This window comes from Rhizobium sp. M1 (assembly GCF_002531805.1).
Lineage (GTDB): Bacteria > Pseudomonadota > Alphaproteobacteria > Rhizobiales > Rhizobiaceae > Rhizobium > Rhizobium etli_C.
This window is the reverse complement of the sequence record NZ_NWSW01000011.1, coordinates 58,250-80,383: the sequence shown is the minus strand read 5'-3', so window position 1 is coordinate 80,383 and position 22,134 is coordinate 58,250. Positions and strand designations below refer to the sequence as shown.

The following is a 22,134-nucleotide window of genomic DNA, read 5'->3' as shown; positions in this document are numbered from 1 at the left end:
GCGATGATCCCGGTCACGACGCTCAAGGACAAGAAGGTTGCGCTCTTCGGGCTCGGCGGCTCCGGTTTCGCCACCGCACTTGCCTTGATCGCTGGCGGCGCCGATGTGACTGCCTGGGACGACAATCCCGACAGCGTCGCCAAGGCTTCCGCCGAAGGCATCCGGACAGAGGATTTGCACAGCATCGACTGGAGCCAGCAGGCGCTCTTCGTGCTGTCGCCCGGCGTGCCGCTCACCCATCCCAAGCCGCACTGGACTGTCGATCTTGCGCGCGCGGCCGGTGTCGACGTCGTCGGCGACGTCGAGCTTTTCGTGCGCGAGCGCCGCGCTCATGCGCCGGACTGCCCGTTCATCGCCATCACAGGCACCAACGGCAAGTCGACAACGACGGCGCTGATTGCCCACATCCTGAAATCATCAGGCTACGACACGCAGCTCGGCGGCAAGATCGGCACGGCGGTGCTGACGCTCGATCCGCCGAAAGCGGGGCGTTATTTCGTCGTCGAATGCTCGTCCTACCAGATCGATCTGGCACCGACGCTGAACCCCTCGGCCGGCATTCTGCTCAACCTGACGCCCGACCACCTCGATCGTCACGGCACGATGCAGCATTATGCCGACGTCAAGGAACGGCTGGTCGCCGGCAGCGATGTCGCGGTCGTCGGCGTCGACGACAGCCATTCGGCCCTGATCGCTGACCGCATCCAGCGGGCAGGCGTCAAGGTGGTCCGCATCTCGCGCCGCAACGTGGTGGCCGAGGGGATCTATGCCGAGGGCACGAAACTCGTTCAGGCCGCCGGCGGCGCCATGTTGCCCTTCGTCGATCTCGACGGCATTCAGACGCTGCGCGGCAGCCACAATGCGCAAAATGCCGCGGCCGCCGCCGCCGCCTGCCTTGCAGTCGGGGTTTCCGCCGACGACATCCGCGCCGGCCTTGCCTCATTTCCCGGTCTCAAACATCGCATGCAGCCGGTCGGCCGGCGCGGCCGTGTCGTCTTCGTCAACGATTCCAAGGCCACCAATGCCGATGCGGCAGCACCCGCCCTTTCGAGCTACGACCGTATCTACTGGATTGCCGGCGGCCTGCCGAAATCCGGCGGCATCACGACGCTCGCTCCCTATTTTCCGCGCATCGCCAAGGCCTATCTGATCGGCGAGGCGGCGGCGGAATTCGCAGCGACCCTCGGCGAGGCCGTGCCCTACGAAATTTCGGGCACGCTGGAGCGCGCAGTCGCGCATGCGGCAGCCGACGCGGATCGCGACGAGGCGGCTGCTTCGGCCGTGATGTTATCCCCGGCTTGCGCAAGCTTCGACCAGTATAAGAACTTCGAAGTCAGGGGCGATGCCTTCGTCGGTCATGTGGCCGCGCTTGACGGAATGACGATGCTGATCGGTCCTGTAGCAGGAGAGAAATGACATGGTAAGCCGCGCGGAACGTGGGCCTCTGGCCGATTGGTTCTGGACCATCGACCGTTTCTTCCTGGCGATGTTCATCTTCCTGATGGGCATCGGCTTCATGCTGTCCTTTGCTGCTTCTCCCGCGGTTGCCGAGCGTATCGGGCTCGAACCCTTCCACTTCGTCAAGCGCCATGCGGCCTTCATGATCCCGTCGATTGCCGTCATGCTCGGGCTGTCGTTCCTGACGCCGCGCCAGGTGCGGCGAACCGCGATCCTGCTCTTGATCATCTCGCTGGCGATGATGGTGCTGGTTCTTTTCATCGGTCAGGAGGTCAAGGGTGGCAGGCGCTGGATCTGGATCGCCGGCCTTTCGATCCAGCCGTCGGAATTCATGAAGCCTGCCTTCGTCGTGGTCTGCGCCTGGCTGTTTGCCGAACATGCGCGCCAGCCGGAAATTCCCGGCAATCTCTTCGCCATCATCCTGTTCGGCATCGTTGCGGCCCTGCTCGTCGCGCAGCCGGACCTTGGCCAGACCATCCTGACGACGGCGGTCTGGGGCGGGATGTTCTTCATGGCCGGCATGCCCTGGATCTGGATCGTGCTGCTCGGCATCGGCGGCGCCGGCGGCCTGCTCAGCGCCTATTATGTCTTTCCGCACGTCGCCGGCCGAATAGACAAGTTCATGACCGGCGAGGGTGACACGTTCCAGATCGATACGGCGCGCGAGGCGATCATCCGCGGCAGCTGGTTCGGCCAGGGACCGGGCGAGGGCATCGTCAAGCGCATCATCCCCGACGCCCATACCGACTTTATTTTTTCGGTCGCGGCTGAGGAATTCGGCATCGTCTTTTGCATGGCGCTCGTCGCGTTGTTTACCGTGCTGGTGCTGCGCGGCCTGTCGCATGCCTATCGCGAGCGCAATGACTTCAATCGCTTTGCTGTCGCTGGCCTGGTGCTGCAGCTTGGCATCCAGTCGATCATCAACATCGGCGTCAATCTCGAACTGCTGCCGGCCAAGGGCATGACGCTGCCGCTGATTTCCTACGGCGGCTCGTCCATGGTGGCGATCTGCGTCACCGCCGGCTTCATTCTGGCGCTGACGCGCCATCGGCCGGAAAAGCGCGCGCAGGACCGGAGCCTCTTCCGCGTCCCGCACGGCATGCCGGCGGAGTAAAAGATCATGAGCAAAGGCATCGTGCTGCTTGCCGCCGGGGGGACCGGCGGCCACGTGTTCCCGGCGGAGGCACTGGCCTTCAAGCTGAAGGAGCGTGGCTACGCGGTGCATCTCGTCACCGACAGCCGGGCCGAGCGCTATGCCGGCAAGTTCCCGGCCGAGGAAATTCACGTTGTGCCGTCGGCGACGATCGGTTCGAAGAACCCGGTTGCCGTCGCCCGCTCGCTGTGGACGCTGTGGAGCGGCATGCGGGCGGCCAAGAAGCTGATCCAGCGGCTGAAGCCCGTCATCGTCGTCGGTTTCGGCGGTTATCCCACGGTGCCGCCGCTGCTGGCCGCCACGCGGCTCGGCGTCGCCTCGATGCTGCATGAGCAGAACGCCGTCATGGGGCGCGCCAACAAGGCCTTGGCGCCGCGCGTCAAGGCGATTGCCGGCGGCTTTCTGCCGGAAAGCGGCGATGCTTTTTCCGACAAGACGGTTGCGACCGGCAATCCCGTGCGCCCGGCTATCCTTGCCGCGGCCGAACAGCCCTATCACCCGTCGCATCCCGGCGAGCCATTCCATCTCGTCGTCTTCGGCGGCAGCCAGGGCGCGCAGTATTTCTCCAAGGCCATGCCGACGGCAATCAGCCTGCTCGACGACGAGCTGCGGGCGCGGCTCAGGGTGACGCAGCAGGTTCGCCCTGAGGATATGGAGATGGTGCGCGGCTGCGTGGCGCAGTTGCAGATGGGTGCCGATATCGCGCCGTTTTTCAATGATATGGCCGAGCGTCTTGCCAAAGCGCATCTGGTGATCTGCCGCTCCGGCGCGTCCACGGTTTCGGAAATCTCCGTCATCGGACGCCCGGCCATCCTGGTGCCTTATCCGCATGCGCTCGACCACGATCAGGCGGCGAACGCCGCCGCACTGGCTGCGACCGGCGGGGCGAAGGTGATTGCTCAATCCGAGCTTTCGCCGGAACGCATCGCCTCTATATTGAGCCATGTGATGAACGATCCGGAAAAGCTGTCGCACATGGCGGCGGCGGCGAAGCTTGCCGGGAAACCGGATGCGGCAAACTTGCTTGCCGACATGGTTGAGGCTATTGCCGCCGGCAAGACAGTCTCAGAATTCAAGAGGACACGCGCATGAAACTGCCGAAGGCGATCGGTCTCGTCCATTTCATCGGCATTGGCGGCATCGGCATGAGCGGCATCGCCGAGGTGCTGCACAATCTCGGCCACAAGGTGCAAGGGTCCGACCAGGCCGACAGCGCCAATGTCCAGCGCCTGCGCGACAAGGGCATCGAAGTCTTCGTCGGCCACCGGGCGGAAAACCTGGGCGAGGCCGAAGTCGTCGTCGTCTCGACGGCGATCAAGAAGAGCAATCCGGAACTTATCGCGGCGCGTGAAAAGCTGCTGCCGGTGGTGCGCCGCGCCGAAATGCTTGCCGAGCTGATGCGCTTCCGCAATGCGATTGCCATCGGCGGCACCCACGGCAAAACGACGACCACCTCGCTGGTGGCGACCCTGCTCGAAGCTGGCGGGCTCGACCCGACCGTCATCAACGGCGGCATCATCAATGCCTACGGCACCAATGCCCGGATGGGCGAGGGCGAGTGGATGGTGGTCGAGGCCGACGAATCGGACGGCACCTTCCTGAAGCTTCCGGCCGATGTCGCCGTCATCACCAATATCGACCCGGAGCATCTCGACCATTACGGCAGTTTCGATGCGGTGCGCGCCGCCTTCCGGCAGTTCGTCGAGAACGTGCCGTTTTACGGTTTTGGCGTCATGTGCCTCGACCACCCCGAAGTGCAGTCGCTGGTCGGCCGCATCGAGGACCGCAAGATCATCACCTATGGCGAGAACCCGCAGGCCGACGTGCGCTTCAAGAATGTGCGCATCGACGGCACGCGCTCGATCTTCGATGTCGAGATCCGCCGCCGCCGCACCGGCCAGGTGACCGAGCTCAAGGGGCTGGTCATGCCGATGCCCGGGCGGCACAATATTTCCAACGCGACGGCGGCGATCGCTGTCGCCAACCGGCTCGGCATATCGAGCGCCGATATCGCCAAGGGGCTTGCCTCCTTCGGCGGCGTCAAGCGCCGCTTCACCTTGACGGGCGAATGGAACGGGGTGCAGATCTTCGACGATTACGGCCACCATCCGGTCGAGATCAAGGCGGTGCTGCGCGCTGCCCGCGAAGCCTGCAAGGGCCGCATCATCGCCGTCCACCAGCCGCACCGGTACAGCCGTCTCGCAAGCCTGTTCGAGGAATTCGCGGCCTGCTTCAACGATGCCGACAGCATTTTTCTGGCGCCCGTCTATGCGGCAGGCGAGGATGCGATCGAAGGCGCCGACTCCACGTCGCTCGTCTCGCGCATCAAATCCGGCGGCCATCGCGACGCCCGCTTCCTGTCTTCGGCCGAGCTTCTGCCGCAGATGGTTGCAGAGGTTGCAAAGCCTGGCGATTTCGTGGTTTTGTTGGGGGCTGGGAGCATCACATCCTGGGCAGCCGCACTGCCCAGACAACTGGAAGGCCTATCGGGAAAGTCCGCATGAAACAGGTGAATGGGGAAAAGCTTCTCGCGTCTCTCGGAGACGGTGTAAAGGATATCCGCGGCCGCATCACGCCGGATGCCCCCATGGACCGCGTCACCTGGTTCCGGGCCGGCGGGCTCGCCGAGCTGATGTTCCAGCCGCATGATGTCGACGATCTCATCGCCTTCCTGAAGATCCTGCCGGAAGAGGTGCCGCTGACGGTGATCGGCGTCGGCTCCAACATCCTGGTGCGCGACGGCGGCATTCCCGGCGTCGTGCTGCGCCTGTCGGCCAAGGGCTTCGGCTTCGTCGAGCTGGCCGGTGAAAACCGCATCCTTGCCGGGGCCATCTGCCCGGACAAGCATGTGGCGGCGATGGCGATGGACAACGGCATCGGCGGCTTTCATTTCTACTACGGCATTCCCGGCGCCATCGGCGGCGCGGCGCGGATGAATGCCGGCGCCAACGGGGTGGAGACGCGCGAGCGGCTGATCGAGGTCAACGCGGTCGACCGCAAGGGCAACAAGCATGTGCTCTCCAATGCCGAGATGGGCTATTCCTACAGGCATTCCGCAGCGTCGGCCGACCTGATCTTCACCTCGGTGCTGTTCGAGGGCTATCCGGAGGATCGCGCCCAGATCCGCGCCGAGATGGACGCCGTGCGCAATCACCGCGAGACGGTGCAGCCGGTGCGCGAGAAGACCGGCGGCTCGACCTTCAAGAACCCGCCGGGCCATTCTGCCTGGAAGCTGATCGACGAGGCGGGCTGCCGCGGCCTCGTGATCGGCGGCGCCCAGATGTCGTCGCTTCACTGCAACTTCATGATCAATATGGGGCAGGCGACCGGCTACGATCTCGAATATCTCGGTGAGCAGGTGCGCCGCGAGGTCTTCGAGAAAGAAGGCATCAAGCTCGAATGGGAAATCAAGCGTCTCGGCGTCTTCATGCCCGGCCGCGAAGTGCGCCCGTTCCAGGGTGTCACCAGCGAATAACGGCTACTTCACTGCCAGTTTCAGGCCTTGGCGCGGCGTGACGACGGGCGTCCAGCCGAGAACCTTGCGTGCCTGGGATATGTCGACCTGCAGCGAACCGCAAAGGCGTTGATAGACGGCCTCCTTCCCGACAGCCTTCGCCGCCATGTGCAGCAATGCGGAGGGGAAGGGAACCAGCATCGGCTTGACGCCGAGCCCCGCGGCAATTCCCCGGATGAGCTCCGGGGTCGACAGGTCCTCACCATCTCCGGCAAGGAAAATCTCACCGCCGGCGGCGGGATGCGCCGCGCAGGTGATGATCAGATCGACGAGATTTTGCACCGCCACCAATGTGCGGCGGTTCTTCAGCGAAGCGAAAGGGAGCGGTATCCGCTTGCGGACGAGCCCGACGAGAAGAGCGAAGTTGCCTCTGGCGCCGGGGCCATAGACCAGGGGTGGGCGGATGATGACGATTTCCATGCCGGTGCGGGCGGCGATTTCACGCAGGCCGATTTCGCTTTCCAGTTTCGAAATGCCGTAGGGATCGATCGGCTGCGGCGTGTCGTCATGCCGGAACGGCCGATCGTTCTCTTCGCCATTGACCTTGATGGTGCTGACGAAGACGAATCTCTTAACGCCGGCGCGGGCCGCCTGTTCCGCGAGGTTGAGCGTGGCGGCGGTGTTGGTCCGGCGAAATTCCGCCAGCGGATCGGCTGCGCGATCGTTCATGATGTGAACGCGGGCGGCAAGATGGATGATGACGTCGACGCCTGCAAGTGCCGCCGCCCAGTCGGTCCTGTCGGTTATGTCAATAGGAAAATGCCTGACGTCATCAGGAAAGGCAGAGATTGCCGATCTGGTGGTGACCACAAGATCGCAAATCTTCTCTGCGTGCAGCCGCTCGACAAGTGGACTACCGACGAAGCCGGCAGCGCCGGTGACGAGGCATCGCATGATCTTCTCCCTGCTCATCCATGCGCCTTCGCTAGCCGGAAGTCAGATCCGCATCAATAAAAAAGCAGGGCGGACCGAGCCTTGCCGCTCTCCGCATTAATCAATCAAGCCGCCGGCCGCTGTTGAGGGATGACATCTCACTCTTTTGACTGAGGCCGTCGTGCTTCAGCGCGACACGATATCCTTTTGAAAATATATGATCTTTTTCCTCTGCTCGCGTTCATCCCCAGACGGCGGCGGAATGATGGCGAAATGAGCAAAAGGTAAAAGATCGCGAATTTCCGGGGCAGGAGTTAACGAAAGTAAACACTTCATTAACCATAATGATGCTCTAATGCATGCAGATCGGACAAAGGCCCGAAACGGCGCAGACAGCTTCGCGCAAGCGTCGTTTTCAAAAGTGGAAGTTATTTTTGGGGGTGTTGATGAGTCGCAAGCATGTCGCTGTCCTGAAGGGCGGATTTTCCTCGGAACGGCCGGTCAGCCTTTCCTCGGGAAAGGCTTGCGCAGCAGCCCTCGAAGCCGAAGGCTTCCAGGTGACGTGCATCGATGTGGCGCGCGACGTTTCCGAAAGGCTCGCGGCGCTGAAGCCTGACGTCGTCTTCAATGCCCTTCATGGGCCCTTCGGCGAGGACGGCACCATCCAGGGCATCCTCGAATATCTCGAAATCCCTTATACGCATTCGGGCGTGCTCGCCTCGGCGCTGGCGATGGACAAGGACAAGGCGAAGCTTGTCGCCGCCGCCGCCGGCATTCCGGTTGCCGAATCGCAGGTTATCAACCGTTTCGCCTTTCCCTCGACGCATCCGATGAAGCCGCCCTATGTGGTGAAGCCGGTTCGCGAGGGCTCGAGCTTCGGCGTCGTCATCGTCACCGAAGATCAGGCGCATCCGCCGCAAATCGTCAGCTCGCCCGAGTGGCGTTATGGCGAGGAAGTGCTCGTCGAGCGCTACGTCTATGGCCGCGAGCTCACCTGCGGCGTCATGGGCGAGACGGCGCTTGGTGTCACCGAGGTGGTGCCGCAGGGACACAATTTCTATGATTACGATTCCAAGTATGCTGCGGGCGGTTCAAAACACGTCATCCCGGCGAAAATTTCACCGAATATTTACCAAAAAATACAAACATTGGCCGTAAGGGCGCATCAGGCAATCGGTTGTCGCGGCGTCAGTCGGTCCGACTTTCGTTACGACGATCGTTTCTCCGAAGACGGCGAAATCATCTGGCTGGAGGTCAATACCCAGCCTGGCATGACTCCAACCTCGCTCGTGCCCGAAATGGCCGGCCATGCCGGCTATTCCTTTGGTGAGTTTCTCCGGTGGATGGTGGAGGACGCGTCTTGTTTGCGTTGACGGTCAAGAAGATAGGGCGCCCCAGCCATCATGCCGTGCTTCCGACCGTGGAAGCCGAAGAGCGATTCGTCCTGCCGCGTCCGTTGCGCCGCGTCACTCGTTTCCTGATCAGCCTCGGCAGCGGCCGCATCTATATCCCGGCCCATACCGGCACGGTTTCGGCGCTGGCTTTCTTGGGCGCGACAGGGCTTTACGGCATGTCGCTCGGCGGTCACACGGAAGCCGTCGCCCAGGCGACGACGACGGCGGCGGGCTTTGCGATCGAGGACGTCAAGGTCTCCGGCAATTCCGAAACCTCCGAAATCGAAATCCTGCAGCTGATCGGCCTTGATGGCACGACCTCACTGGTTGCGCTCGACGTCGATGCCGCTCGCCGGAAGATTGCGCATCTTCCCTGGGTCGAAAATGTCGAGGTCCGCAAGATCTACCCGAAGACGATCGAGGTGAAGCTCAAGGAGCGCCAGGCCTATGCGATCTGGCAGCACGGGCAGGAGCTTTCGCTGATCGAAAAGAACGGCAGCGTCATTGCGCCGCTGCGCGACAACAAGTTTTCGGCGCTGCCGCTCGTCGTCGGTCGCGATGCGGAAACGGCAGCGGCTTCGCTCGACGAGGCCTTCTCGAAGTGGCCCGACGTGAAGGCCCGCGTGAAGGCCTATGTCTGGATATCCGGCCGTCGCTGGGACCTGCACATGGACAATGGCGTCGTCGTCAAGCTGCCGGAAGACGGCATCGACCAGGCGCTGGCCACACTGTCGAAGTTCGACAAGCAGCATCAGCTGCTGGAGCGCGACATCGCCGCGGTCGATCTGAGATTGCCGGACAGAACCGCCATCCAGCTGACGCCGGAAGCGGCGGTTCGCCGGCAGGCGGCAGTCACGGAGCGTACCAAAGAATTGAAGAAGGCGGGGCAGAATATATGAGCTTGTTCGGTTCATCCCATTTCGGATTGCCGCGCCTGAAGCCGCTTTCGTCGAAGCGGTCGCATATCGTTTCGGTGCTCGACATCGGCTCGACCAAGGTCGTCTGCATGATCGGCCGGCTGACGCCGCGCGAGGAAAGCCAGATCCTGCCCGGCCGCACGCACAATATCGAGATCATCGGCATCGGCCACCAGCGGTCCCGCGGCATCAAGACCGGCGTCATTGCCGATCTCGACGCGCTGGAAGGCGTCATCCGGCTCGCCGTCGATGCGGCCGAGCGCATGGCGGGGCTGACCGTCGAGAGCCTGATCGTCAACCTGACGGCCGGCCGCCTCGGCAGCGACATTTACACGGCGACCATCGATCTCGGCGGCCAGGAAGTCGAGCTCAACGATCTGAAGAAGGTGCTCTCGGCCGCCTGCCAGCAATCGCTGCGCCAGGACCGTTCAGTGCTGCATTCGCTGGCGACCGGCTTCTCGCTCGACGGCGAGCGCGGCATCCGCGATCCGCTGGCGATGTATGGCGATGCGCTCGGCGTCGACATGCATGTCGTCACCGCGGAGCGCTCGGCGCTGAAGAACCTCGAGCTCAGCGTCAATCGGGCGCATCTGTCGGTCGAGGGCATCGTTGCGACGCCCTATGCATCGGGTCTTGCCGCTCTCGTCGACGACGAGGTCGAGCTCGGCTGCGCGGCGATCGACATGGGTGGCGGCACGACGACGATCTCGGTGTTTGCCGAGGGCAAGCTTGTTCACACCGACGCCGTCGGCCTCGGCGGCCATCACGTCACCACCGACCTGGCGCGCGGCCTTTCGACCCGCATCGAGGATGCGGAACGGCTGAAGGTCGTGCATGCCTCGGCACTTTCGAATTCCTCCGACGAGCGTGAGCTGATCTCGATCCCGCCGATCGGCGAGGATGATCGCGACCAGCCGTCGCAGGTGCCGCGGGCGCTGGTTTCGCGCATCGTTTCGGCGCGAATCGAAGAGACGATGGAACTGATCCGCGACCGCATCCAGCGCTCCGGCTTCAGCCCGATCGTCGGCAAGCGTGTCGTGCTGACGGGCGGCGCGAGCCAGCTGACCGGCCTTGCCGAGGTGGCGCGGCGCATCCTTGCCCGCAACGTCCGCATCGGCCGTCCGATGGGCGTGTCGGGGCTGCCGACGGCGGCGAAAGGTCCGGCCTTTTCGACGGCTGTCGGCCTGATGATCTATCCGCAGGTCGCGGACATGGAGACACATGCGTCACAGAGCGGTCTGCTCATGTCGCTTGGGGGAAATAACAGCCGCATAGCCCGGATGGGCCAGTGGCTGAAGGAAAGCTTCTGAAATTTGAGTAATTGGCCGGCGTGGCGATGCGGCCAGAGAGAGAAGGAACAGGTACCATGACCATCAAGCTGCAAAAGCCTGACATCACAGAGCTGAAGCCGCGCATCACCGTGTTCGGCGTTGGTGGCGGTGGCGGCAACGCCGTCAACAACATGATCACCGCCGGCCTCCAGGGCGTCGACTTCGTCGTTGCCAACACGGATGCGCAGGCGCTGACGATGACGAAAGCCGAGCGCATCATCCAGCTCGGCGCCAACGTCACCGAAGGCCTCGGTGCAGGTTCGCAGCCGGAAGTCGGCCGCGCGGCCGCCGAAGAGTGCATCGACGAGATCATCGATCACCTGAACGGCACGCATATGTGCTTCGTCACCGCCGGCATGGGCGGCGGTACCGGCACGGGCGCAGCGCCCGTCGTCGCGCAGGCCGCCCGCAACAAGGGCATCCTGACGGTCGGCGTCGTCACCAAGCCGTTCCATTTCGAAGGTGGCCGCCGCATGCGTCTGGCCGAGATGGGCATCCAGGAACTGCAGAAGTCTGTCGACACGCTGATCGTCATTCCGAACCAGAACCTCTTCCGCATTGCCAACGACAAGACGACCTTCGCCGACGCGTTCGCGATGGCCGACCAGGTTCTCTATTCGGGCGTTGCCTGCATCACCGACCTGATGGTGAAGGAAGGTCTCATCAACCTCGACTTCGCCGACGTCCGCTCGGTCATGCGCGAAATGGGCCGCGCGATGATGGGTACCGGCGAGGCTTCCGGCTCCGGCCGCGCGCTGCAGGCCGCCGAGGCTGCAATCGCCAACCCGCTGCTCGACGAGACCTCGATGAAGGGCGCTCAGGGCCTGCTGATCTCCATCACCGGCGGTCGCGACCTCACGCTCTTCGAAGTCGACGAAGCCGCAACGCGTATCCGCGAGGAAGTCGATCCGGACGCCAACATCATCCTCGGCGCCACCTTCGACGAATCGCTCGAAGGCATCATCCGCGTCTCGGTCGTTGCGACCGGTATCGACCGGGCGATCAGCGAAGCCGCCGAGCGCAACTTCCAGCCGGTTGCCAAGCCCGCTATCCGTCCCTCCGCGGCTGTTGCTCCGGCAGCGGCCGCAGTTCAGCCTGCGCCGGTGATGCAGGCACCAAAGGCCATTGATCCGATCGCCCAGACCATCCGCGAAGCCGAGATGGAACGCGAGCTTGAGATTCCGGCCCCGCGTGCCGCCGCACCGCTTCAGCAGCCTATTGCGCAGCAGGAAGTCTTCCGTCCGCAGAGCAAGATTTTCGCGCCTGCACCGGAGGCTCCAGCCATGCGTCCTCAGGTGCAGCAGCAGGCTCCGGCACCGGTGATGAGCCAGCCCATCCAGCAGCAACCGATCCAGCCGCAGCCGGTCCGGCAGGAGCCGGTCATCCGTCAGGCGGCTGAACCCGTCCGCATGCCGAAGGTGGAGGATTTCCCGCCGGTCGTTCAGGCCGAACTCGACCACCGCACGCAGGCTGCTTCCGCGCATGGCCAGGAAGAGCGCGGCCCAATGGGCCTGCTCAAGCGAATCACCAATTCGCTGGGGCGTCGCGACGACGATGCGGTTGCCGCCGACATGACCGCCGCACCGCCCGCCGCTTCGCAGCAGCGCCGTCCGCTGTCGCCGGAGGCAAGCCTCTACGCACCGCGCCGCGGCAATCTCGACGATCAGGGTCGTGCGGTTCCGCAGGCCCGCATGATGCAGGAAGACGACCAGCTGGAAATCCCGGCATTCCTGCGCCGCCAGTCGAACTGAGGCTGCGAATCGACACCGTTCATGCCCGGGATTCAGGTCCCGGGCATTTGCGTTTTTCAGCCTGGAATTGCTGAGCGATATCAATCGTGTGACTTCGTAACAAACCGAAAGAAACAGTGATTTGGATTGGAGCGCCGGCGCACGTAAGTATGGTGCAAGGAAACTGCCCTAGGAGACTCCTCAACGAGGCTCCTTCTGCAGAACGAATGAAAACCGCACCGTGGAACAGATCGCTGGAGCGGAAAAATAAAGGCAGATTTTATGGCAATTGGCTTGCTGGGTTTTCAAACGACGGTATCGCGTCCCGTGACGCTCTCGGGCATCGGGGTCCATTCGGGTGCCAATGTGTCGATCACGCTGAACCCGGCCGAATCGGACACCGGCGTCGTTTTCCAGCGCCTGCATGACAATGGCGACATCACCGAACTCAAGGCCGTCTCGTCGCAGGTCGGCAATACCGACCTCTGCACCGTGCTCGGTTTTTCGCCGGCGCATTCGGTCGCGACGATCGAACATGTGATGGCCGCCATCTATGCGCTCGGCCTCGACAATGTGGTGATCGAAGTGCAGGGCGCCGAAATGCCGATCATGGACGGCAGTTCGCTGCCTTTCGTCGAGGCGATCGAGCAGGCGGGTCTCGTCTCGCTCGGCGTCAAGCGCCGCTATATCCGGATCACCAAGCCGGTGCGAATCGAGCATGGCGGTTCCTGGAGCGAATTCCGTCCCTATGACGGCACGCGCTTCGAGGTCGAGATCGATTTCGACTGCCCGCTGATCGGCCGGCAGAAATGGGCCGGCGACATGAGCGCCGCGGTCTTCAAGACCGAGCTTTCCCGCGCCCGCACCTTCGGGTTCATGCGCGATGTCGAGCGGCTCTGGGCTTCCGGACATGCGCTCGGCTCGTCGCTCGAAAATTCCGTCGTCATCTCCGACGACAACACCGTCATCAACGTCGAAGGGCTGCGCTACGCCAAGGACGAGTTCGTCCGCCACAAGACGCTCGATGCCGTCGGCGACCTGTCGCTCGCCGGCGTCCAGTTCATCGGTTGCTACCGCTCCTACCGTGGCGGCCACAAGATGAATGCCAATGCATTGAAGGCGCTGCTCGCCGATCCCACCGCCTATGAAGTGGTCGAGACGTCGACGCCGCGCCAGCGCGTCGCTGCTCGGGAAATGATCGCCGTCAGCGCTTCGGAATTCGCTCCCTGGTCGGCATGACCTCCAGCATATTCTTAAGACCAGGCCGCCTCTTTCCCGGAGGCGGTTTTTTTATGTCGTCCCGAGTCTGCAGTGATTGGCATTTCCGGCAGGTGCTTAGTTGCAACAGGTCGGAAAGAAGGTGAAAAGCCGGTCATTCCGGCCGCGGCTGCCACAAAAATGCGTTAATGCCTTATCATTGCGTTGCTCTCGATGCACATTTGTGGCTAGAAACGCCAGCGAGGCGTGGCTGCCGTGGAGCGAGCGGCGGCAGTGGGGTTCTTTCGAATGGCTTATGCAGGATCTGAAGGTATGATGAAGACAGCGCGCGCTTTGTTCGCATCGCTTCTGGTGCTCAGCGCAGGCGCCTCGATATCCGGCTGCCAGTCGGATCCCGACATCGACATCACCAAGCTCGGCCTCGAAACCGACCCGCCTGACGTGCTCTACACCCAGGGCCTTGCCAACATGAAGGCCGGCAACATGGCGGAAGCGGCGCGCAAGTTCGACGCCATCGACCGCGAGAACCCGTTCTCCGAATGGGCGCGCAAGGCGCTTGTGATGAGCACCTTCGTCAAATACCGCCAGGGCCGGCTCGACGATGCGCTGGCTTCGGGCAACCGTTACATGGCGCAATATCCGAAGTCCCAGGATGCCGCCTATGTGCAGTATCTCGTCGGTCTCACCTATTCCAAACAGATCGTCGACGTGACGCAGGACCAACGCGCCTCGGCCAAGACGATCGAAGCGATGCAGGCCGTCGTCGACAATTACCCGAACTCCGAATATGTCGACGACGCGCAGGCGAAGATCCGCTATGCGCGCGACCAGCTGGCCGGCAAGGAAATGCAGATCGGCCGCTACTACATGGAGCGGAAGGAATATCTCGCCGCCATCTCGCGCTTCCGCATCGTCGTCGAGAAATATCCGAACACGAACCAGATCGAAGAGGCGCTCGCCCGTCTGGTCGAAGCCTATTACGCGATGGGCATCGTCGACGAGGCGCAGACCGCGGCAGCCGTTCTGGGTCACAATTACCCCGACAGCCAGTGGTACGCCGATTCCTACAAGCTGCTGCAGACCGGTGGCGCCGAGCCGCGTGAAAACAAGGGCTCGTGGATCGCTGCGGCAGGCAAGAAACTCCTGCTCGGTTCCTAAGTCCAATGCTGATCCAGCTTTCGATCCGCGATATCGTCCTGATCGAGCGGCTGGATCTTGCCTTCGAGACCGGCCTTTCCGTGCTGACGGGCGAGACCGGGGCGGGCAAATCCATCCTGCTCGACAGTCTTTCGCTGGCGCTCGGCGGGCGTGGCGACGGCGGCCTGGTGCGCCATGGCGAAGACAAGGGTCAGGTGACGGCGGTGTTCGACGTCGGCATGGATCATGGCGCCCGTGCACTACTGCGTGAAAACGGCATCGACGACGAGGGCGATCTGATCTTCCGCCGCCAGCAATCGGCGGACGGGCGCACCAAGGCCTATGTCAACGACCAGCCGGTCAGCGTGCAACTGATGCGCCAGGCCGGCCAGATGCTGGTCGAGATCCATGGCCAGCACGACGATCGCGCCCTGGTCGATACCAACGCCCATCGTACCCTTCTCGATGCCTTCGGCGGACTGACCGATGAAGTTGCAGAAGTCTCCCGGCTGTATCGTCTGTGGCGCGACAGCGAGCGGACGCTGAAGAAGCACCGCGAGAAGGTGGAAAGCGCGGCGCGCGAGGCCGACTATCTGCGCTCCTCCGTCGAAGAGCTCGAGAAACTCTCGCCGCAGGACGGTGAGGAGGACGAACTCGCCGAAAGCAGGCAGAAGATGATGAAGGCCGAGCGGATCGCCGGCGACATCGCCGAAGCCTCCGAGTTCCTGAACGGCAATGCCTCGCCGGTGCCCCATATCGCCTCGCTGGTACGCCGGCTGGAGCGCAAGAGCCATGAGGCGCCGGGACTGCTCGAAGACACCGTGACGTTGCTCGATGCCGCGCTCGATCAGCTTTCCACCGCCCAGATGGAAGTCGAGGCGGCGCTACGCAAGACCGAATATGATCCGCGCGAGCTGGAGCGGGTGGAGGAGCGGCTTTTCGCGCTCCGGGCCGCTTCGCGCAAATATTCCGTGCCGGTCACCGAGCTGCCGGCGCTGGCCGTCCGCATGATCGCCGATCTTGCCGATCTCGATGCGGGCGAAGAGAAGCTTGCGCGGCTGGAAGCCGAGGTCGGCCTGGCGCGGGAGAATTACGATACCGCGGCGCGCGCGCTCTCCGACAAGCGCCATCATGCCGGCACGGCGCTGGCCGCGGCCGTGATGGCCGAGCTGCCGGCACTGAAGCTCGAACGCGCCCGTTTCATGGTCGAGATCACGACCGATGCGCAGGAGGCGCTGGCCGAAGGCATCGACGTCGTCGAGTTCCACGTGCAGACCAATCCGGGCACGCGGCCAGGCTCGATCATGAAGGTCGCTTCGGGCGGTGAGCTGTCGCGTTTCCTGCTGGCGCTGAAGGTGGCGCTCGCCGATCGCGGATCGGCGCCGACGCTTGTCTTCGACGAAATCGATACCGGCGTCGGCGGTGCGGTGGCCGATGCGATCGGCCAGCGGCTGAAGCGGCTCTCCGATCGTGTCCAGGTGCTGTCGGTCACCCATGCGCCGCAGGTCGCGGCAAGGGCGGCAACGCATCTGTTGATCTCCAAGGGGCCGACGACCGACGGTTCGGAAAAGATCGCCACGCGCGTGGCGACGATGGCGCAGACGGACCGCACCGAGGAGATCGCCCGCATGCTGGCCGGCGCTTCGGTGACCGAAGAGGCGAGGGCGGCCGCCAAGCGGCTGCTTGCCGGCAACGGCTAATCGCCTAACCCGATTTAAGGCTGTGGCGTGACAAGCACCGCGCTTCGCGCTAGGCGCATCTTCCCGATCCGACGTGATCCGTTGCCATGCGCCTTTTCCATTTCAGCGACGATCCTGATATCGCGGTGTTCGAGCCGCGCCCTGTTCTCATTCCCTCGGTTCGCCCGGTTGGCCGGGAATGGCTGAATGGCCCGCTCGTCTGGGCGATCGATGGCGATCATGACTTTATGTACCTCTTTCCGCGAGACTGTCCGCGTATCCTACTGTGGGGGACGCCGGATACGCCGGAGGCCGAACGGCGGCGCTGGCTCGGTGATTGGCGCGCCGTTGCCTTCGTCGAGCGTCATTGGCTGGAAAGGCTCGAGGCGGAGACGATCCACCGCTATGAAATGGCGTCCGACGGCTTCGAAGAGCTTAAGGATGCAGGCATGTGGGTGTCCAGCAGACGCGTCGTTCCCGTCAAGCGGACCGCCATGTCGCAGCTCGACCTGGAGTTTACGCCACGCAAGGTGGATCTCCGGGTGGTCGATAACCTGCGGCCGTTGAAGGACCTCTGGAACACCGGCCTGCATGTCAGCGGCATTCGCCTGCGCAATGCGCGAGACTGGGAATAGGCCGGTAAGATCCGCCGGGCCGGAGGCCATGACAAGCGTCCCAGCGGTATGAATTTGGCGCGAACGCTGACCCCAATCTCCCTCATCCCCGTGACGAGCACAGGGATGAGGGCGGAGAGGTGTGCGGCCCGGCGTGCAGCAATATCCGGCCTCTCTTTTCATCCGGAAATTTTGCTCTAAAAACAATGCAGATTTTCTGGCCAGATTCCCTGGAGTGAGGTTGTATGTCCATCGAAGGTTCCGCCGTCGACGCGTTGACGATCGAAGAGGCTGCCGCCGAGCTTGAGCGGCTGGCAAAGGAAATCGCGCATCACGATGCGCTCTATCACGGCAAGGACCGGCCGGAGATATCGGATGCCGATTACGACGCGCTGAAGCGCCGCAACGATGCGCTGGAGGCGCGGTTTCCCGAGCTGATCCGCGAGGACAGCCCGTCGCGGCATGTCGGTGCTGCGCCCTCGGTCACCTTCTCGCCGGTCGTTCATGCGCGGCCGATGCTGTCGCTCGACAACACGTTTTCGCAGGAGGACGTGCAGGATTTCGTCGCCGGCGTCTATCGCTTCCTCGGCCGCCTGCCGGACCAATCGATCGCCTTTACCGCGGAGCCGAAGATCGACGGTCTGTCGATGTCGATCCGTTACGAAAACGGCAAGCTGGTGACGGCCGCCACGCGCGGCGATGGCACGACCGGGGAGAACGTCACCGCCAATATCCGCACCATCGCCGAGATCCCCAACGAGCTGCCGAAGGGCGTTCCCGCCGTGGTGGAGATCCGCGGCGAGGTTTATATGGCCAAGAGCGACTTCCTGGCGCTCAACCGGCAGATGGAGGCGGAGGGTAAGCAGACCTACGTCAATCCGCGCAATACGGCCGCCGGATCGCTGCGCCAGCTCGACGCCAAGGTGACGGCCAGCCGCAAGCTGAAGTTTTTTGCCTATGCCTGGGGCGAGATGGCGGAGATGCCCGCCGACACCCAGTTCGGCATGGTGCAGACCTTCAAGGACTGGGGCTTTCCCGTGAACCCGCTGATGAAGCGGCTGAATTCGGTCGCCGACATTCTGACCCATTATGACGAGATCGGCCTCGAGCGGCCGGACCTCGATTACGACATCGATGGCGTCGTCTATAAGGTCGACAGCCTCGAACTGCAGCAGCGCCTCGGCTTCCGCTCGCGTTCGCCGCGTTGGGCGACGGCGCACAAGTTTCCGGCCGAGCAGGCCTTCACCGAGGTCGAGAAGATCGAGATCCAGGTCGGCCGCACCGGCGCGCTGACGCCGGTGGCGCGGCTGAAGCCGATCACGGTCGGCGGTGTGGTCGTCACCAATGCGACACTGCACAACGAGGATTACATCAAGGGCATCGGCAATAGCGGCGAGCGCATCCGGCCGGAGGAACACGACATCCGCGAGGGCGATACGGTCATCGTCCAGCGTGCCGGCGACGTCATTCCGCAGATTCTCGACGTGGTGATGGAAAAGCGCGCCGCCGACTCCCGCTCATACGAGTTTCCGAAGACCTGCCCGGTCTGCGGCTCGCATGCCGTGCGCGAGGTCAACGAGAAGACCGGCAAGATGGATTCGGTGCGCCGCTGCACCGGCGGCTTCATCTGCCGCGCGCAGGCGACGGAGCATCTGAAGCACTTCGTCTCGCGTAACGCCTTCGATATCGAGGGGCTCGGCTCGAAGCAGGTCGACTTCTTTTTCGAGAACGAAGATGCGTCGCTGCAGATCCGCACGGCCCCCGAGATCTTCACGCTGGAGAAGCGGCAGCAGGACTCGCTGACCAAGCTGGAGAACATCGACGGCTTCGGCAAAGTCAGTGTCGGCAAGCTCTATGCAGCGATCAACGAACGGCGCAGCATTTCGCTTCACCGCTTCATCTATGCGCTCGGCATCCGTCATGTCGGCGAGACCACGGCGAAGCTGCTGGCGCGCTCCTATGGCACCTACGAAGCCTTTGCGACGGCGATGAAAGAAGCAGCACCGCTTTCCGGCGACGCCTGGAACGATCTCAACGCCATCGAGGGTATCGGCGAGGTCGTGGCGCGCGCCATGGTCGAATTCTACAAGGAGCCGCGCAATGTCGAAGTGATCGGCCGCCTGCTCGACGAAGTGACGCCGCAGGAGGCTGAACAGCCGGTGACGGCAGGAAGCCCGGTCGCCGGCAAGACCGTGGTCTTCACCGGCTCGCTGGAAAAATTCACGCGTGACGAGGCGAAAGCGAGGGCCGAAAGTCTCGGCGCCAAGGTGGCGGGATCGGTCTCGAAGAAAACAGACATCGTTGTCGCCGGTCCCGGCGCCGGCTCCAAGCTCGACAAGGCGCGCGAACTCGGCGTGCAGACCATGGATGAGGACGAGTGGCTAGCGCTGATCAGCGGGTGAGCGGCTGACGGCGGGCCGTCAGCCTCGTTCGTTCAAGGTCTCAACCGCGCCATGGTATAGGCGTCGACATACTCTCCCGATCGAAAGCCAAAGGCCCTCAGCAGGCCTTCCCGCTCGAAGCCGAATTTCTCATAGAGGCCGATGGCGGCGTCGTTGTCGGTATAGACGGTCAGTTCCAGCCGCTTGACGTCAAGCCAGTCGTCGGCGGCCTCGACCATGGCGCCGAGCAGGATGCGTCCGAAACCGCGGCCGGTGAAATCGTCATGCACGCCCATGCCGACGCTGGCGACGTGCTGCCGGCGGCCGCCGAGGCGGTTGAGGCCGCAATTGCCGACGATCTTGCCGTTCAGCGTGACGACGAGATTGAGCGCGCCCGGCGAGGGATTTTCCATGCGCTTGCGAACCTCTTCGATCGTTTGGTACGGCGGCCTCAGCGTGCCGGCCCGGTAGCCCGGCAAATTCATGAGATCGGTTATTTCTTCCGCGTCGGAAAGGCGGACGGCGCGCACGACGACGCCATTTGGCAGGCGCGCTCGGTCGCGGGGCTCATTCTCTTCATTTTCGGACATTGGGTGCTCTCCTTGGGGTTCAGGAGGAGAGCCGGTTTCCGAAAACCCTGCTCGCCTCGGCAGGGTTTCGGGATGATCGGATCGCTGTTAACGCGCCATTGCTCCCGCATACCCTTCAAGGGTCGTGGTGTGATGGATAAGCGCTGCCATGGTCACGGAACTGATCATGGGTAGCAATTTTGGATATCTGCCGCGGAATGTCAACCAACGCGCGTGGGTAATTTGCACGGCCGCAAGCCGAGCGCTATTCCTGTCGTTGGTGAAACGATTCGGATGCGGCATTGAAGACGATCGCAATTGACTTCGAGACGGCCAACGAGCAGCGCGGCAGCGCCTGTTCCGTCGGCCTTGCCTGGATCGAGGAGGGCAGGGTGACGCGCGTCGAGGAGCGGCTGATCCGGCCGCGCGACATGCGCTTTTCCGGGATGAATATCGCGATCCACGGTATCCGGCCGGAAGATGTCGAGGACGCGCCGGAGTTTCCCGAGGTGATGGATGAGTTCCATGACGATTTCAGGGGCGCGACGATGATTGCGCATAATGCCGCCTTCGATTTCAGCGTCTGGCGGGCAAGCCTCGATCTCTACCGGCAATCCTATCCCGAATTGACCTATCTCTGCAGCCTGAAGATGGCGCAGCGGATCTGGCCGCACTTTCTCTCGCACCGGCTGAACCTGATCGCCGAGCATCTCGGCCTGCGTTTCATGCATCACAATGCCGCCGAGGACGCCGCGGTCTGCGCGGCGGCGGCGATCGAGATGGCGAAGGCGGTCAAGGCGAAAGCCGTCGAGGCGATCCCGGCCCTGATCGGCATGACGCCGGGGCGGCTGACGGCGGGCGGCTATGCCCCCTGCACCTGCCGAAAGGCCTGAGCCTTTCTTGCAAAGCATGGGTGCGCACTTATCTAGAATGCGGCAAATCAAGCGATGGAGCGCTTTTGGCACGTCCGTCGGACGCGCGGCGCTCCCAGGGAGCAGCCATGTCCAAGCCGCGTAATCTTTTCCTCGCCACCCTGTCTTTCCTCGCAGTCTCGGCGGGCGCCGCTCCGGCTGAAGTCGTCGGCAAGGTCGGGGTTGACTGGATCGGCAACGACATCATCGTCGAGGCAGTCTCCGATCCCGAGGTCAAGGGGGTCACCTGCCATGTCACCTATTTCGACCGCAGCCTGATCGACAGGTTCAAGAAAGGCAACTGGTTCGAAGATCCGTCCAACAATTCCATCGCCTGCCGGCAGACCGGACCGATCGAGGTCGGCAATATCGACCTGTCCAAAGACGGCAGCGAAGTGTTCCGCCAAGGCATGTCGCTGATCTGGAAGACGCTGGTCGTCAACCGCATCTATGACAAGGCGAACGACACGCTGATCTATCTCGCCCATTCCAGGGAGCTGACGGATGGCTCGGCGAAGATGTCGATTTCGACGATTCCGCTCTATGGGCAGAACGTGACCTGGAAGAATGGGAAGCCGCAATAAGGCGAGGGTAGCGTTCGATTTTGGGCAGGTCGTTGCCTCCTCCTCGCCCTCATTCCTGTGCCCGTCACAGGTCGGAGCCCGACGACAGAGATGAGGGAGGAGAAGGTGTGCTGTGCCGCTCGCACAGATTGGCGGTAACCGGTCTTTTCAACGAAAAAGGCCCGGACGAGCCGGGCCTTCCAACGTCAGTGTGGAGAATAATTTCAAGCCGCCTGATTCAGCTCGTCCGCAATCACGGTATCGAGGTTGAGGAAGCAGACCATGGTCTTCTCGAGTGCGACGATGCCGCGGCAGAAGGCGCGCTGGGCTTCCGGGATGATTTCCGGCGGCGGCTGCAGGTCTTCGCTCTTGATGGTCATCATGTCGGAAACCTGCTCGACCAGCAGACCGACCAGCTTGCCGGCGATATCGGTGACGATGATCGCCGAGCGCTCGGAAGGCTCGGTCATCTTCATGCCGAGGCGGCAGGCCATGTCGATGACCGGGATCACCGCGCCGCGCAGGTTGATGAGGCCCAGCACGTAAGGCGGAGTATGCGGCATCGGCGTCACCGGCGCCCAGCCGCGGATTTCGCGGATGGCCATGATGTCGATGCAGAATTCCTGATCACCCAGGTGGAACGAAACGATTTCGAGATAGGCGCCCGACTGCTTGATGGCGTTGTTGTTCAT

Annotated in this window: 19 protein-coding genes; 16 read left to right on the top strand and 3 right to left on the bottom strand. The window is 63.0% G+C overall.

Going from position 1 to position 22,134, the window contains the following annotated elements:
• Window positions 1-3 precede the first annotated feature (3 nt).
• Genes murD through murB form a run of 5 tightly spaced genes read left to right on the top strand, consistent with a single transcriptional unit; the run spans window position 4 to window position 6,086 of the window.
• Window positions 4-1,416 carry a UDP-N-acetylmuramoyl-L-alanine--D-glutamate ligase gene (gene murD / locus CO655_RS12330; RefSeq protein ID WP_097664835.1) on the top strand — a complete coding sequence of 471 codons (1,413 nt, stop codon included), beginning with the start codon at window positions 4-6 and terminating at the stop codon, window positions 1,414-1,416.
• A 1-nt stretch (window position 1,417) separates the two neighbouring features.
• Window positions 1,418-2,572 (top strand): putative lipid II flippase FtsW, encoded by a 1,155-nt coding sequence (gene ftsW, locus CO655_RS12325; RefSeq protein WP_064682720.1) that lies wholly within the window; start codon window positions 1,418-1,420, stop codon window positions 2,570-2,572.
• A 6-nt stretch (window positions 2,573-2,578) separates the two neighbouring features.
• Window positions 2,579-3,703: an undecaprenyldiphospho-muramoylpentapeptide beta-N-acetylglucosaminyltransferase gene (gene murG, locus CO655_RS12320; RefSeq protein WP_097604911.1), complete on the top strand. Its 1,125-nt coding sequence runs from the start codon at window positions 2,579-2,581 to the stop codon at window positions 3,701-3,703.
• Window positions 3,700-5,115, top strand: a complete 1,416-nt coding sequence (gene murC, locus CO655_RS12315; RefSeq protein ID WP_097664834.1) for a UDP-N-acetylmuramate--L-alanine ligase — start codon at window positions 3,700-3,702, stop codon at window positions 5,113-5,115. The genes murG and murC overlap by 4 nt, the downstream gene beginning before the upstream one ends.
• Window positions 5,112-6,086 carry a UDP-N-acetylmuramate dehydrogenase gene (gene murB, locus CO655_RS12310; protein ID WP_097578802.1) on the top strand — a complete coding sequence of 325 codons (975 nt, stop codon included), beginning with the start codon at window positions 5,112-5,114 and terminating at the stop codon, window positions 6,084-6,086. The genes murC and murB overlap by 4 nt, the downstream gene beginning before the upstream one ends.
• Window positions 6,087-6,089: 3 nt before the next feature.
• Here murB and CO655_RS12305 read toward each other — a convergent pair whose 3' ends face one another.
• Complete coding sequence (locus tag CO655_RS12305) at window positions 6,090-7,019, bottom strand: SDR family oxidoreductase (protein ID WP_097664833.1); 930 nt, start codon at window positions 7,017-7,019, stop codon at window positions 6,090-6,092.
• 425 nt (window positions 7,020-7,444) lie between these two features.
• Between CO655_RS12305 and CO655_RS12300 the strand changes: the two genes are divergently transcribed.
• From CO655_RS12300 to ligA, 9 genes are all read left to right on the top strand, one after another.
• A complete protein-coding gene (locus tag CO655_RS12300; protein WP_097664832.1) occupies window positions 7,445-8,371 on the top strand; it encodes a D-alanine--D-alanine ligase in 927 nt (308 codons plus the stop codon).
• Complete coding sequence (locus CO655_RS12295; RefSeq protein ID WP_097604916.1) at window positions 8,359-9,291, top strand: cell division protein FtsQ/DivIB; 933 nt, start codon at window positions 8,359-8,361, stop codon at window positions 9,289-9,291. Before CO655_RS12300 ends, CO655_RS12295 begins: the two co-directional genes overlap by 13 nt.
• Window positions 9,288-10,619: a cell division protein FtsA gene (ftsA, locus tag CO655_RS12290; RefSeq protein WP_004668807.1), complete on the top strand. Its 1,332-nt coding sequence runs from the start codon at window positions 9,288-9,290 to the stop codon at window positions 10,617-10,619. The genes CO655_RS12295 and ftsA overlap by 4 nt, the downstream gene beginning before the upstream one ends.
• Window positions 10,620-10,675: 56 nt before the next feature.
• The gene (ftsZ, locus tag CO655_RS12285) at window positions 10,676-12,391 is read left to right on the top strand and encodes a cell division protein FtsZ (protein ID WP_097664831.1); all 1,716 of its coding nucleotides are present in this window, start codon (window positions 10,676-10,678) and stop codon (window positions 12,389-12,391) included.
• Between the two features lie 261 nt (window positions 12,392-12,652).
• Window positions 12,653-13,609, top strand: a complete 957-nt coding sequence (lpxC, locus tag CO655_RS12280; protein ID WP_010030289.1) for a UDP-3-O-acyl-N-acetylglucosamine deacetylase — start codon at window positions 12,653-12,655, stop codon at window positions 13,607-13,609.
• Between the two features lie 267 nt (window positions 13,610-13,876).
• Window positions 13,877-14,746 (top strand): outer membrane protein assembly factor BamD, encoded by an 870-nt coding sequence (locus CO655_RS12275; RefSeq protein ID WP_170964711.1) that lies wholly within the window; start codon window positions 13,877-13,879, stop codon window positions 14,744-14,746.
• Between the two features lie 5 nt (window positions 14,747-14,751).
• Window positions 14,752-16,425: a DNA repair protein RecN gene (recN, locus tag CO655_RS12270; protein ID WP_097664830.1), complete on the top strand. Its 1,674-nt coding sequence runs from the start codon at window positions 14,752-14,754 to the stop codon at window positions 16,423-16,425.
• Between the two features lie 86 nt (window positions 16,426-16,511).
• Window positions 16,512-17,039 (top strand): DUF6886 family protein, encoded by a 528-nt coding sequence (locus CO655_RS12265; RefSeq protein WP_097604923.1) that lies wholly within the window; start codon window positions 16,512-16,514, stop codon window positions 17,037-17,039.
• Window positions 17,040-17,263: 224 nt separating this feature from the next.
• On the top strand, window positions 17,264-19,420 hold the full coding sequence (gene ligA / locus CO655_RS12260; RefSeq protein WP_097664829.1) for an NAD-dependent DNA ligase LigA: 2,157 nt from the start codon (window positions 17,264-17,266) through the stop codon (window positions 19,418-19,420).
• Window positions 19,421-19,452: 32 nt separating this feature from the next.
• On the opposite strand, the gene CO655_RS12255 is transcribed toward ligA, so the two are convergent.
• Window positions 19,453-19,989, bottom strand: a complete 537-nt coding sequence (locus CO655_RS12255) for a GNAT family N-acetyltransferase (protein WP_097664828.1) — start codon at window positions 19,987-19,989, stop codon at window positions 19,453-19,455.
• 281 nt (window positions 19,990-20,270) lie between these two features.
• Here CO655_RS12255 and CO655_RS12250 point away from each other — a divergent pair, with 281 nt between their 5' ends.
• Together CO655_RS12250 and CO655_RS12245 are read left to right on the top strand one after the other, a co-directional pair.
• Entirely contained in the window at window positions 20,271-20,861 is a 591-nt protein-coding gene (locus CO655_RS12250; RefSeq protein WP_097664827.1) for a 3'-5' exonuclease, read from the top strand.
• 107 nt (window positions 20,862-20,968) lie between these two features.
• A complete protein-coding gene (locus tag CO655_RS12245) occupies window positions 20,969-21,463 on the top strand; it encodes a CreA family protein (protein WP_097604935.1) in 495 nt (164 codons plus the stop codon).
• Between the two features lie 203 nt (window positions 21,464-21,666).
• Here the strand turns inward: CO655_RS12245 and CO655_RS12240 are convergent, their stop codons facing one another.
• On the bottom strand, window positions 21,667-22,134 hold the full coding sequence (locus CO655_RS12240) for a chemotaxis protein CheW (RefSeq protein ID WP_004668786.1): 468 nt from the start codon (window positions 22,132-22,134) through the stop codon (window positions 21,667-21,669).

What these genes read in the sequence shown, in the direction of transcription:
- CO655_RS12265 (WP_097604923.1), top strand. Translation starts at nt 16,512, where the DNA reads ATGCGCCTTTTCCATTTCAGCGACGATCCTGATATCGCGGTGTTCGAG.
- murC (WP_097664834.1), top strand. Translation starts at nt 3,700, where the DNA reads ATGAAACTGCCGAAGGCGATCGGTCTCGTCCATTTCATCGGCATTGGC.
- ligA (WP_097664829.1), top strand. Translation starts at nt 17,264, where the DNA reads ATGTCCATCGAAGGTTCCGCCGTCGACGCGTTGACGATCGAAGAGGCT.
- CO655_RS12300 (WP_097664832.1), top strand. Translation starts at nt 7,445, where the DNA reads ATGAGTCGCAAGCATGTCGCTGTCCTGAAGGGCGGATTTTCCTCGGAA.
- CO655_RS12240 (WP_004668786.1), bottom strand. Translation starts at nt 22,134, where the DNA reads ATGAACAACAACGCCATCAAGCAGTCGGGCGCCTATCTCGAAATCGTT.
- CO655_RS12245 (WP_097604935.1), top strand. Translation starts at nt 20,969, where the DNA reads ATGTCCAAGCCGCGTAATCTTTTCCTCGCCACCCTGTCTTTCCTCGCA.
- murG (WP_097604911.1), top strand. Translation starts at nt 2,579, where the DNA reads ATGAGCAAAGGCATCGTGCTGCTTGCCGCCGGGGGGACCGGCGGCCAC.
- CO655_RS12275 (WP_170964711.1), top strand. Translation starts at nt 13,877, where the DNA reads ATGGCTTATGCAGGATCTGAAGGTATGATGAAGACAGCGCGCGCTTTG.
- murD (WP_097664835.1), top strand. Translation starts at nt 4, where the DNA reads ATGATCCCGGTCACGACGCTCAAGGACAAGAAGGTTGCGCTCTTCGGG.
- ftsZ (WP_097664831.1), top strand. Translation starts at nt 10,676, where the DNA reads ATGACCATCAAGCTGCAAAAGCCTGACATCACAGAGCTGAAGCCGCGC.
- CO655_RS12255 (WP_097664828.1), bottom strand. Translation starts at nt 19,989, where the DNA reads ATGTCCGAAAATGAAGAGAATGAGCCCCGCGACCGAGCGCGCCTGCCA.
- ftsA (WP_004668807.1), top strand. Translation starts at nt 9,288, where the DNA reads ATGAGCTTGTTCGGTTCATCCCATTTCGGATTGCCGCGCCTGAAGCCG.
- CO655_RS12305 (WP_097664833.1), bottom strand. Translation starts at nt 7,019, where the DNA reads ATGCGATGCCTCGTCACCGGCGCTGCCGGCTTCGTCGGTAGTCCACTT.
- ftsW (WP_064682720.1), top strand. Translation starts at nt 1,418, where the DNA reads ATGGTAAGCCGCGCGGAACGTGGGCCTCTGGCCGATTGGTTCTGGACC.
- murB (WP_097578802.1), top strand. Translation starts at nt 5,112, where the DNA reads ATGAAACAGGTGAATGGGGAAAAGCTTCTCGCGTCTCTCGGAGACGGT.
- recN (WP_097664830.1), top strand. Translation starts at nt 14,752, where the DNA reads ATGCTGATCCAGCTTTCGATCCGCGATATCGTCCTGATCGAGCGGCTG.
- lpxC (WP_010030289.1), top strand. Translation starts at nt 12,653, where the DNA reads ATGGCAATTGGCTTGCTGGGTTTTCAAACGACGGTATCGCGTCCCGTG.